The sequence below is a fragment of the uncultured Escherichia sp. genome, from assembly GCF_948475835.1.
Lineage (GTDB): Bacteria > Pseudomonadota > Gammaproteobacteria > Enterobacterales > Enterobacteriaceae > ECMA0423.
In genome coordinates this window covers 26996-38813 of the sequence record NZ_CAOLGM010000032.1, presented here as the reverse complement: position 1 = coordinate 38813, position 11818 = coordinate 26996, and the positions used below count along the sequence as shown (strand labels likewise).

9 protein-coding genes and 1 pseudogene are annotated in these 11818 nt (G+C 45.1%); 9 read left to right on the top strand and 1 reads right to left on the bottom strand.

Annotated elements, in window-relative coordinates; all coding sequences use genetic code 11:
- Positions 1 to 199 precede the first annotated feature (199 nt).
- The 3 genes from nanC to QZF50_RS08735 all read left to right on the top strand — a co-directional run bounded on the left by nanC (position 200) and on the right by QZF50_RS08735 (position 3087).
- Positions 200 to 916, top strand: coding sequence for an N-acetylneuraminic acid outer membrane channel NanC (gene nanC / locus QZF50_RS08745; protein WP_001295734.1), 717 nt, complete (start codon positions 200 to 202; stop codon positions 914 to 916).
- A 19-nt stretch (positions 917 to 935) separates the two neighbouring features.
- Positions 936 to 2042, top strand: coding sequence for an N-acetylneuraminate epimerase (gene nanM, locus QZF50_RS08740; RefSeq protein WP_001298927.1), 1107 nt, complete (start codon positions 936 to 938; stop codon positions 2040 to 2042).
- A gap of 64 nt (positions 2043 to 2106) precedes the next feature.
- Positions 2107 to 3087 (top strand): sialate O-acetylesterase, encoded by a 981-nt coding sequence (locus QZF50_RS08735; protein WP_000991447.1) that lies wholly within the window; start codon positions 2107 to 2109, stop codon positions 3085 to 3087.
- A 7-nt stretch (positions 3088 to 3094) separates the two neighbouring features.
- On the opposite strand, the pseudogene QZF50_RS08730 reads toward QZF50_RS08735, so the two are convergent.
- A pseudogene (locus QZF50_RS08730) lies at positions 3095 to 3199 on the bottom strand (HNH endonuclease); the annotation flags it as partial.
- Between the two features lie 99 nt (positions 3200 to 3298).
- Here QZF50_RS08730 and QZF50_RS08725 point away from each other — a divergent pair.
- The 6 genes from QZF50_RS08725 to QZF50_RS08700 all read left to right on the top strand — a co-directional run bounded on the left by QZF50_RS08725 (position 3299) and on the right by QZF50_RS08700 (position 11805).
- A complete protein-coding gene (locus tag QZF50_RS08725; protein WP_000168559.1) occupies positions 3299 to 4171 on the top strand; it encodes a phosphorothioated DNA-binding restriction endonuclease in 873 nt (290 codons plus the stop codon).
- 169 nt (positions 4172 to 4340) lie between these two features.
- Positions 4341 to 6416, top strand: a complete 2076-nt coding sequence (locus tag QZF50_RS08720) for an AAA family ATPase (protein ID WP_061892645.1) — start codon at positions 4341 to 4343, stop codon at positions 6414 to 6416.
- Positions 6409 to 7752 (top strand): McrC family protein, encoded by a 1344-nt coding sequence (locus tag QZF50_RS08715; protein WP_000504880.1) that lies wholly within the window; start codon positions 6409 to 6411, stop codon positions 7750 to 7752. The genes QZF50_RS08720 and QZF50_RS08715 overlap by 8 nt, the downstream gene beginning before the upstream one ends.
- The gene (locus QZF50_RS08710; protein ID WP_000148644.1) at positions 7749 to 8135 is read left to right on the top strand and encodes a hypothetical protein; all 387 of its coding nucleotides are present in this window, start codon (positions 7749 to 7751) and stop codon (positions 8133 to 8135) included. The genes QZF50_RS08715 and QZF50_RS08710 overlap by 4 nt, the downstream gene beginning before the upstream one ends.
- Positions 8136 to 8185: 50 nt before the next feature.
- Entirely contained in the window at positions 8186 to 10333 is a 2148-nt protein-coding gene (locus tag QZF50_RS08705) for an N-6 DNA methylase (protein ID WP_038998533.1), read from the top strand.
- Positions 10333 to 11805 carry a restriction endonuclease subunit S gene (locus tag QZF50_RS08700; protein ID WP_028985238.1) on the top strand — a complete coding sequence of 491 codons (1473 nt, stop codon included), beginning with the start codon at positions 10333 to 10335 and terminating at the stop codon, positions 11803 to 11805. The genes QZF50_RS08705 and QZF50_RS08700 overlap by 1 nt, the downstream gene beginning before the upstream one ends.
- Positions 11806 to 11818: the final 13 nt, after the last annotated feature.

Below are 11818 nucleotides of genomic sequence, written 5' to 3'. Positions count from 1 at the left end.
GTATTTAATCTGGATCTCTGTTTATTTAAATAATGTGAAAAGAGATTTTTCACAGGAGACCTTATACAAAAAATATAAAATACAGCTACCGGTTGCCAAAGACACTATAAGCCTGGCAAAAAAATATTACACAACATAAATGCTAATTGTTTATGCGGGCTTTGTATTGCTTTCTGTATCCTACAAATGAGTGAAATTTATGAAAAAGGCTAAAATACTTTCTGGCGTATTATTACTGTGCTTTTCGTCACCATTAATTTCTCAAGCTGCGACACTGGACGTACGTGGTGGATATCGTAGTGGAAGCCACGCCTATGAGACTCGACTCAAAGTCAGTGAGGGATGGCAAAATGGATGGTGGGCAAGCATGGAAAGTAATACCTGGAATACCATTCATGATAATAAAAAGGAAAATGCCGCACTCAATGATGTTCAGGTTGAAGTTAATTACGCAATTAAACTTGATGATCAATGGACGGTGCGCCCGGGAATGTTAACGCATTTTAGCAGCAACGGCACACGCTACGGACCCTACGTAAAACTGTCCTGGGACGCGACAAAAGATCTTAATTTTGGCATTCGCTATCGTTACGACTGGAAAGCTTACCGACAACAAGACTTATCCGGTGATATGTCTCGTGATAACGTTCATCGTTGGGATGGATATGTCACTTACCATATTAATAGTGATTTCACCTTCGCATGGCAAACGACGCTATACAGCAAACAGAACGATTATCGCTATGCAAACCATAAGAAATGGGCGACGGAAAATGCATTTGTTCTACAATACCATATGACGCCCGATATTACGCCATACATAGAATATGACTACCTGGACCGTCAGGGTGTTTACAACGGCAGAGATAATTTATCGGAAAACAGTTATCGCATTGGTGTGTCATTTAAACTGTAGTAGACAGGAGACAGTCACAATGAATAAAACAATAACGGCGCTTGCTATCATGATGGCTTCATTTGCCGCAAACGCGTCTGTATTACCTGAAACTCCTGTGCCATTTAAAAGTGGTACCGGAGCAATTGATAACGACACTGTCTACATTGGTTTAGGTAGCGCAGGTACGGCATGGTACAAGCTGGATACACAGGCCAAAGATAAAAAATGGACAGCGTTAGCTGCATTCCCTGGTGGACCAAGAGATCAAGCAACCTCGGCATTTATTGATGGCAATCTGTATGTGTTTGGCGGCATTGGCAAAAATAGCAAGGGCTTGACTCAGGTATTTAATGACGTACACAAATACAACCCCAAAACCAATAGTTGGGTTAAATTGATGTCGCATGCACCGATGGGCATGGCGGGTCATGTGACTTTTGTACACAACGGCAAGGCTTATGTTACTGGCGGTGTTAACCAGAATATCTTCAATGGCTATTTTGAAGATCTCAACGAGGCTGGAAAAGATTCAGCAACTATAGACAAGATCAATGCCCATTATTTTGACAAAAAAGCAGAAGATTATTTCTTCAATAAGTTTCTGTTGTCTTTTGATCCCTCAACACAGCAATGGAGTTACGCTGGCGAATCTCCCTGGTACGGAACGGCTGGTGCGGCGCTTGTGAATAAAGGTGATAAAACCTGGCTTATTAATGGCGAAGCCAAACCAGGATTGCGAACGGATGCCGTATTTGAACTTGATTTCACCGGTAATAATTTAAAATGGAATAAGCTTGCTCCCGTCTCATCACCAGATGGCGTCGCTGGCGGTTTTGCGGGGATAAGCAATGATTCTCTTATATTTGCCGGAGGGGCCGGATTCAAAGGTTCACGAGAAAATTACCAGAACGGTAAGAACTATGCGCATGAAGGCCTAAAAAAATCATATAGCACTGATATTCATCTTTGGCATAACGGGAAATGGGATAAATCGGGTGAATTATCGCAAGGTCGGGCCTACGGAGTATCATTGCCCTGGAATAATAGTCTATTGATTATTGGCGGTGAAACTGCAGGCGGCAAAGCGGTGACGGATTCAGTTTTGATCTCTGTGAAGGATAATAAAGTCACAGTACAAAATTAACGCTTCAGGGCCCCGGTAAAGGGGCCCTGCTATCAATTTGTCATTTCAATTACGCGAAATTTATATGAACGCAATAATATCGCCCGATTATTACTATGTTCTTACCGTTGCTGGTCAGTCTAATGCCATGGCGTATGGCGAAGGACTGCCATTACCGGACAGGGAAGATGCGCCTCATCCCAGAATTAAACAATTAGCGAGATTTGCGCATACGCATCCCGGAGGCCCGTCATGTCACTTTAACGACATTATTCCACTGACTCACTGCCCACACGATGTTCAGGATATGCAGGGTTATCACCATCCTCTGGCAACGAATCATCAAACACAGTACGGCACCGTTGGCCAGGCACTGCATATTGCACGGAAATTACTGCCCTCTATTCCTGATAATGCAGGGGTTCTCATCGTTCCATGTTGTCGTGGCGGCTCGGCTTTTATCGCGGGCAGCGAAGGGACATATTCAGAACGGCACGGAGCCAGCCATGATGCTTGTCGTTGGGGATCGGATACTCCGCTATACCAGGATTTAGTCAGCAGAACGCGAGCCGCACTGGCAAAAAATCCGCAGAACAAATTCCTCGGCGTATGCTGGATGCAAGGCGAATTTGACTTAATGACCAGTGACTACGCGTCACACCCTCAACACTTTAATCATATGGTTGAAGCCTTTCGTAGGGATCTAAAACAATACCATTCTCAGCTTAATAATATTACTGACGCGCCGTGGTTTTGCGGCGATACCACCTGGTACTGGAAAGAAAATTTCCCGCATTCGTATGAAGCTATTTATGGCAATTATCAAAATAATGTTTTAGCCAATATTATTTTCGTCGACTTCCAGCAACAAGGTGAAAGAGGACTGACGAACGCGCCTGATGAAGACCCGGACGATTTAAGCACGGGATATTACGGTTCAGCGTACCGGTCACCGGAGAACTGGACGACGGCACTGCGAAGCAGTCATTTCAGCACGGCAGCCCGTCGGGGGGTTATTTCTGACAGGTTTGTAGAAGCAATTTTGCAGTTTTGGCGCGAAAAGTGAGCGTTCATTAATTTGATTTATTCGCATCCATCAACGCTTTTAACTCCTCCGGCGTAAAAGGTGGTTTGCGTCGGTGCAACATCGCATGGCAATTAGGGTACACAGGCAGCAAAAAAACAAATGAGATCAAAGTAATATATCTTCACTTGCAGGCTTGAACAGCCGAAAATTTGCGAGCATGATCGCAATTATTTCACTGCCAGGGATATCAATGGCTTCCAGTAAATCGCTACAGCAGGCAATTGCCAACATAAAAATCTGGCACAAAGGTGAACAGCGCGCGCCGCATAAGCCATTGTTATTGCTATACGTATTAGCGGGATACCTGAATGGACATCCACGCCTTTTCGATTATGGATCGGAAATCTACGAACCTCTGCACAGTTTACTGGAACGTTTTGGGCCACAGCGTTCACATTACCGACCTGATATGCCGTTCTGGCGATTACAAGGCGACGGATTCTGGCAATTACACAATGCCGAGCTTTGCTCAACAGCAGGGAGCAGCCGACAACCGCCAGTGAAGGAACTGAACGAATACCACGTTGCAGGCGGTTTCGATGAACAGCACTACGCCCTGGTAACCGGCAATAAAAAACTCATCAATACTCTGGCGCAACAGATACTCGAAGCGCACTTCACCGAGAGTATTCAGGAAGAAATTGCTGACGAGCTGGGTTTTGATCTCCAGCAAATCCGTAAACAGCGCGACCCTTTATTTCGCAAAAATGTATTACGCGCTTATAACTACCAGTGCGCGATATGTGGCTTTAATATGCGCCACGACGACACCACCGTAGCGTTGGAAGCGGCGCATATAAAATGGAAACAGCAAGGAGGTCCTTGTGAAATTCCTAATGGCCTGGCGCTTTGCGCAATTCACCATAAAGCCTTTGATAAAGGATCGATTGGCCTGGATGAAAATATGCGGGTACTGGTATCAGATGCGGTAAACGGCGGAGGGATCGTTGAGAGATTATTCTGGGATTTTGACGGGAAAACTATTGCGTTGCCGCAGGTGCGTAAAAATTACCCTTATGAGGTGTTTGTAGAGTGGCATCGGAAAGAGGTTTTTAGGGGGTGAGGTTGATAACAGCATTCACCCTACAACCTTACATTGTATTTAAATTAGAGCTGAGTTAACAGATAGTTGTATATATAACAGGCACTTGTCACAACGATTAACTCAATATAGTTAGAATACCTCATATTAATTAAAAAATAAGTAATGTCACAACAGAGGAAAAGTCACGATGACTCTTGTAGATAGTGTCGAAGCAGGTAGGCTAACGATTAGTGAATTGATTGATGCCCTGGCGAAAGATAAAAATTACACAGCTTCCAGATGGTATCAGCGATACCGTGCATTTACGACTTTGCTACAGCAAACCTCAACTTTTGCTGAGCCTGCAACAGATGGTCTGGTCAAACAGCTTTGGTATGAGCGTGACAACGGCATTGCAAGTATTCGCCAGGGCGTTCCATCCTTAGCAGAATATCAGCAAAGCCTGCCACTGCTTAGAGAACTAACTGAACGAATTCGGCAACAGCCGGATGAAGAAACTTACCAATATGTTGGCAATGCACTTCAACAAGCTAAAGAAAACGGACTTCTCAAGCGTATGTATTGGAGTTTGAGAAATCGCGTCTTTGCCGCGTTCTCGCCAGAAAACTACACCAGTACTGTGGATGAGAATGCTTTTAATAAAGCAGCAGAATTCTTAAATCAGCACTTCCATCTCGGTTTGGTACTGACCGGAAATTGGTTACAGAAAAACTATGAATTGAAACAAGCCATACACGCCCAATCTCCTGATACAGATCCTTATTATGTGAATATGGCCATCTGGCATCTCTATGAATTGCTCCGTGAACGCGATAATGAACAAAAGCAGGAGAAAGTAGCTAGCACTACATCCATAACCCGCAGTGAGCCCATCGAGAACAAGATCATCCTACATTCACCAACTAACGTGATCTTCTTTGGCCCCCCTGGCACTGGCAAGACCTTCAGGTTGCAGCAAAAAATGAAAGAGTACACTTCTCATGCTGTTCCCGCTGATCGTGATGCCTGGCTGGATTCTCGCCTTGAATCGTTGAACTGGATGCAGGTTATAACGCTGGTGCTGCTCGATCTTGGGAAACGAGCGAAAGTTCGCCAAATTATTGAACATATGTGGTTTCAACGTAAGGCATTATTAAACGGTCGTAATGGCAATCTATCGAATACTGCCTGGGCAGCTTTGCAATCCTATACAGTTCCCGAGTCGTTAACCGTTGATTATAAGAATCGGCGTGAGCCTGCCGTATTTAACAAAACAGATAACAGCGAATGGTTTCTAGTTGATTCACAGCTCGAGCAAGTGGAGGATTTGGTAGAGCTCTACGCCGAACTTAAACGTGGCCCTAAATCTGCCGAAGCCATCCAGCGTTTTGCGGTGGTTACGTTCCACCAATCTTACGGCTATGAAGAATTTATTGAAGGTATACGCGCTCGCTCTGACGAGAGTGGCAATATCTCTTATCCCATTGAGCCGGGTATCTTTATGCGCCTTTGCCAACGTGCGAATGCCGATCCAGGACATCGCTACGCCATTTTCATTGATGAGATCAATCGCGGTAACATATCCAAGATCTTTGGTGAACTAATCTCACTCATTGAAGTAGACAAGCGTGCAGGCATGCCCAATGCGATGAGCCTGCAACTGGCTTATAGCGGTGATCACTTCAGCGTACCCGGCAATGTCGATATCATCGGAGCCATGAATACAGCGGACCGTTCTTTAGCTCTGATGGACACGGCTTTGCGCCGTCGCTTTGACTTTGTCGAAATGATGCCTGATCTCTCTTTACTGAGTGAAGCTAAGGTGAAAGGCATAGAGCTCGAGTCGTTGTTAGAGAAACTCAATAGCCGCATCGAGGCTCTTTACGATCGTGAACATACGCTGGGGCATGCGTTCTTTATGCCGGTAAAAAATGCACTCGATGCCGGTGATGAAGAAGCTGCGTTTAAACAATTGAAGATCGCATTCCAGAAAAAGATCATTCCGCTTTTACAGGAATACTTTTTCGATGACTGGAACAAGATCCGGTTGGTGCTGGCAGACAATCAAAAGCAAGACGACAACCTGCAATTCGTGATTGAGAAAACCGACGATCTCGATACGCTTTTTGGTAACAACCATGGTTTACGACGCCATGATCAGCAATCAACAGCTTATGAGCTCAAAGATTTCGATCAAGAGATCTGGAATATTCCACAGGCTTATCGTCCAATTTATCAGCCCCAACAGACTCCCCTTGATGAGCAGGCAGTAAATCATGGGTGAAGTTATCTCCGTTTTTGAATATGACCTCTTGGGGAGTGGAAAAGCGGCTTCAGTTGGCGCAAAACCGGTGCCTCCACAGGTCTTTAATTATTTAGAAGCGCTTAGCCTGGCAAGTAATCAAGGGAGCCAGTTCCTCAAACTCACCTCTCGCTCAGGCTTCAAATTGCTTCAGGTTCAAAACTACGCAGGGATGCTTTCAACACCTCACGGTTTCCAGCTTGAGATACTGCCCAAGGTTGGTAAAAACCTCACAGCGGCTAATGCACGTCAAACATTGCTGACGATGCTAAGCCATCTGCCTGGGTTCCGACATATTCAAACCCAGCAAGCCACTCTTCAGGCTCAGCGTATGCCTTTGCTTGAGATTTTTATTAACCAGTTTTTGCATAGCGTCAGCCAATTGCTTAAACAGGGTTTACGCTCCGACTATGTGAGCAAGCAAGGTAATCTGGCTTTTATGAAGGGCAAGCTGATGCTTTCTGCACAGCTGCGACATAACGCGGTGAATCGCCATAAGTTTTGTGTCGATTATGATGACTACATGCCTGATTGTGCAGCCAATCGGCTCTTACACTCCGCACTAGATAAGCTTCTTAGTCTGCAGCTGTCATCAGATAATCAACGCTGGCTTTACGAACTGCGTTTTGCGTTTGACGGTATTCCACTTAGCCGGGATATTGAACGTGATATAAACAACTTACGCCTCGAGCGTGGTATGGCTCATTACAACGAGCCAATGGCATGGGCGCAATTGATCCTGAGGGGAATGAGCCCGAGTGCTTTGCAGGGAAACACCAAAGCGATATCACTTTTGTTCCCTATGGAAGCGGTATTTGAATCCTTTGTGGCACAGACCCTACCCGACGAGTTACCACCTCACCTCAAAGTTTTACCTCAAGCAGCAACTTATTCTTTGGTAAAGCATGGACTTAAAGATTGCTTTAAGCTTCGCCCCGACTTGCTGATTCAATCACACAAACCAGTTCAAACCGAAATGGTGATGGATACAAAATGGAAGCTGGTGAATAGCAGCCAGCAGACAAAATCACTCTATGGACTGGCACAAGCTGACTTCTATCAAATGTTTGCCTACGGACAAAAATATCTTGGTGGGAATGGCGAAATGTATCTGATTTACCCTGCGCATGATGACTTTAGCCAACCTATAGCGCAGCATTTTGCTTTCTCGGAGACTTTAAAATTATGGGTTGTGCCATACCGGATAATGGCAAAACGCGGTGAGAGGATGATGTGGCCGAATGACGTGTCCTGTACAATGAGCCCCAAACTGGATCGGATGGCTGCTTCAGTATCCTATAGTGGAGGCATGAGATGACCCATGAATACCAGCGACAAAGCCTGGAACAACTAATAACTCAGCAAACAGCAACTCCCAGAAGCGCCGCCGTTGTATTTAATGAGAACCAAACCCTCTGGCAAACACTTGGCTTTAGCCAGTCTCAAGTTTCGCTATGGCTTGCCTCATTGCCTCAAAGTAATCATCTAAAAGGGCCCACAACGGCAACGTACCAGGTTATACCTGATATCGCGGCACATTTGGTATCATTGTTGCATCAAGCTGGTGGGCGCATGCCCCTTGCACAAGTACTGAAAAAGCTCCCTGCTGGTATTACGACCAGTGAACAGCAGATACGCAAACTGGCACAGAAGCACGCGCAGATAGAGATTAAAGGCCCCTTGCTGGTACTGATAAATTAGCCGGCATTTGTAGTAACCATTGGCTGTATTAAAGGATTTTAGAAAACATCATGGCAAAAGAAGCAAAAAAACAAGACCCGCAACAGCAGCTAGAAGCACTGTTCAATAAACTGGTCAAACAGCACTCCGAGTTTACTCAGCCATTGGTCGAATTACCCGAGCATGAATTCGCCAAGGCTGGTCTCATTCAAGGCCTGGTTGAAGGCAACTTAACGCCACCAGTCATGTTGATTGCGCTGACAGAAGGCCATTGGGAATACGCCGCTGACACTGCAAAGTTTGATGATTTAGCCTATCAGCTGTTAAGTGATATCGAAGGTGACTGGCCAGTATATGCCGTTGTGGACGATGGCTTGAACCAACGTATTTTGGCCTTGTTCGGTGCCGATGGATCTGACGGTACCCACGGTGCAGATACCCTGCCTGGTCTGGAAGAATTACGTAGCTTTGATCGCATGGAGCGTGATCCAACCTTTCGCTGGTCGATGCGTGTTTATACACGCTTAATGCAGCGATTTGATGCCTTCCATGAAAATGTTTATCGCGTTACCAAAGACAAGGTAAACGACAAGAACGACATTATTGAGGAAGTAGCTAAGCTTCTGTTTTTAGAAACTTTCCGCCTGCATCACGATGAAGACCTTACCTTTAAAGATGATGAGGGAAATACCCTGCGTTTTCGTGATGTCTTTAATTGGCAATATGTGGAGAGCCACGGCGATAAAGCCGTTGCCCAAATCAAAGCCGCCTTTGAGGAATTTAAAAGCCACGAAAACTACGTTGTGATCTCAGATGATGGCTCACGTAACCCCATCTTTAGTAAAGAAACACACCTGCGGCTGTCTGTTGCGAAAAACTACCAGGATTTGCTGGAAGCAATACAAAACCTGGGTCCGGTAAAAACCAACGACGGTAAAATCGCTAAAGAACACGGCACGTTGGCTGATGTGTCAGGAGATTTACTCGGCAGAGTGTTTGATGTATTCCTACGCGCTAACTTTGAATCCAAAGGTGGCCTTGGCGTTTATTTAACACCTAACCCAGTAAAACAGGCCATGCTAGAAATTGCTATGCACGACATCGACGATGATGATGAAATGCGATCGCGCTTAGCCAATGGCGATTTTCGTTTTTGCGACCCCACCTGTGGCTCCTTTGGTTTTGGCTCGGTGGCGTTAAGCCAGATTGATAAATGGATCGATTTTAAGCTGGTGCTGGCCGACGATAAAAAAGAATCATTGAAACAGAAATTACGCGACTGTGCATTTACCGGTGCCGATGCTGCACCACGCATGGTAATGCTGGCCCGCGTGAATATGGCATTGCAAGGTGCCCCCAAAGCGCAGATTTTCTATACCGACAACTCACTCACTACTAACGCCCTGAAGCCGAATAGTTTTGACCTTATTTGCACCAACCCGCCGTTCGGTACGCCTAAATTTGATAAAGGCAAAAATGGTCAAAACTCAAAAGCCAATTACGAAGCCAATATGGAGCAAGTGCTCGGTGGTTTTCGCCCGACCAAAAAAGTCGTTGATAGCTACAACGCCTGGTATGACCACGTAAAAATGAAGTGGGAGGATATCGGTGATTTAGAGCTGGATGAAAACGGCGAGCCTAAATGGGCGGGCTATCGTACCGATTTGCGCAGAACGGGCGGGACTGATAAAAAGCCGTTTTACAGCCTGCAGCCTACAACCGCAGGGCTCGCGCTGGGCAGCAAGCCCGATAGCAAGGGCAACTGGCAACCGGTAGGTGCCACTATTGACCCAGCAGTACTTTTTATCGACCGCTGCCTGCAACTGCTTAAACCCGGAGGCCGTCTGTTAATAGTGCTGCCCGATGGTATTTTATGTAACTCCGGCGACCGTTATGTCCGTGAGTACATCATGGGTAGAAAAGACGAAAAAACCGGCGAGTTTGTTGGCGGTAAAGCTATTGTAAAAGCAGTAATTTCATTGCCGAGCGACTGCTTTAAACTCTCCGGCACGGGGGCCAAAACCTCGATTTTGTATTTACAAAAACGCCATGCTAACCCCAACCAGCCAGAGCAATTTTTGCCCGAGCCACAAACCGACGTATTTATGGCAGTGGCTGAAACCTTGGGCTACGTGGTGAAAAACAATATCGAAGACTATAACGCTGGTGTCGCTAACGATCTGGATAAGATTGTCTCGGCTTATAAGCGGGGTGTGTAATGTCTGTAGATACCTTACGCGAAACATTTCATATAAACCGCATTAGCACTTCTGATTTGCAGGATTTCTTGACTGCGCAAACCTACAGACCAGAAATTACGCAAGCAAAAAATCATATTCTTAGCTTGAAAAATTGCTCACTGCAGGCGGTATGCACAAAACCAATTCAGCAAGGAAAGTCTCCTAAGTATGCGGAGAAGGGCTTAAAGTGCATTAAACCTAAAAATACTAATGACATGTTAGTTTCGATTGATGACATTGATTGGATTGACTCGTCAACAAAAGATCAAATTCAAAAACAGAAGCTCGCATATGGTGATATTGTCATTACACGTTCAGGTTCAGGAACAATTGGTCGGGCATCGATTTATTGCTATAGCGAAGAAGCATATACGAATGACCATCTTTTTGTTGTTCGCCCTGACAAGGCTGATAGTCACTATATTTGCTCATTTTTAAATAGCTTCCATGGTCAACGCTTATTGGAAGCAGGGGTATCCGGTTCTACCGGGCAATTAAATCTTTCTAATGAACATATTAAGTCTATTCCGCTGTTTAGACCTGAGCATAAAGCCCAAAAATACATCGGGGATAAAGTTCGCCAAGCCGAGCAGTTGCGCGCTTGGGCGAAACGACTTGAAGGAATGGCTGATAGAAAAATTAAAGATTTATTTCACTTCAACCTTGTTGATTCATTAACATTGAAACCTAGAAGAATGAAACAACAGGTATTATCAGCAGTGTCTTTAGCTCCTGAGTTTGCACGTGCGGCCGATAGTCAAATGACCTTTAGGAATTCATCAAAACTATCTAATTTCATTAGTAAATGCAAATGTGGCGACCCTATTAAATCGGAAGAAAGAGTACCCGGACCATATTTTTACTATGGCGCATCAGGTCCAATAGATACTCATACCGAATTCAATTTCAACGGTAAATATCTGATTATTGCGCAAGATGGCTCTATTGGCTGTGCAAATGTAGCTGATGGAAAGTTTTGGGCAAACAACCATGTTTGGGTTTTAAAGGTAAAAGATGAATATGATATTGAGTCTATTTGTAGGTTCCTAGATAAACACTTTCCGTGTTGGAAAGGTGTGACTACTGGCAGCGTTGTACCAAAAGTGACTTCAGAAAACCTGTTAAATATTCTGATTCCGATTGACATAGCGAAGAATAGAGAAATAGGAAGTAAGCTGAGACTAGCCGTTACTACGGCAGCATATGCAAAAAAGTTAACAGCATCTGCCAAAACTCTAGTTGAGTCATTAATCGAAGGCCAACTGACCGAGCAACAATTAATCCAGGCTCAACAAGCCCTGGAAGATGGCGACAACAGCTTTGATCAAGCGATTTTAAGTAAACTGAGCGCTGAGGGTTATGCCATAGAAGGCGCCACACCGCTATTTAGCGATGTGGATGAGTTATACAGTTTGTTGGAAGAGGCGGCGCAAGCGGAGGCTGAAGAGTAAAGATGGAGACAAG

Coding starts and splice junctions, on each gene's coding strand:
- nanC (WP_001295734.1), top strand. CDS start 200: ATGAAAAAGGCTAAAATACTTTCTGGCGTATTATTACTGTGCTTTTCG.
- nanM (WP_001298927.1), top strand. CDS start 936: ATGAATAAAACAATAACGGCGCTTGCTATCATGATGGCTTCATTTGCC.
- QZF50_RS08735 (WP_000991447.1), top strand. CDS start 2,107: ATGAACGCAATAATATCGCCCGATTATTACTATGTTCTTACCGTTGCT.
- QZF50_RS08725 (WP_000168559.1), top strand. CDS start 3,299: ATGGCTTCCAGTAAATCGCTACAGCAGGCAATTGCCAACATAAAAATC.
- QZF50_RS08720 (WP_061892645.1), top strand. CDS start 4,341: ATGACTCTTGTAGATAGTGTCGAAGCAGGTAGGCTAACGATTAGTGAA.
- QZF50_RS08715 (WP_000504880.1), top strand. CDS start 6,409: ATGGGTGAAGTTATCTCCGTTTTTGAATATGACCTCTTGGGGAGTGGA.
- QZF50_RS08710 (WP_000148644.1), top strand. CDS start 7,749: ATGACCCATGAATACCAGCGACAAAGCCTGGAACAACTAATAACTCAG.
- QZF50_RS08705 (WP_038998533.1), top strand. CDS start 8,186: ATGGCAAAAGAAGCAAAAAAACAAGACCCGCAACAGCAGCTAGAAGCA.
- QZF50_RS08700 (WP_028985238.1), top strand. CDS start 10,333: ATGTCTGTAGATACCTTACGCGAAACATTTCATATAAACCGCATTAGC.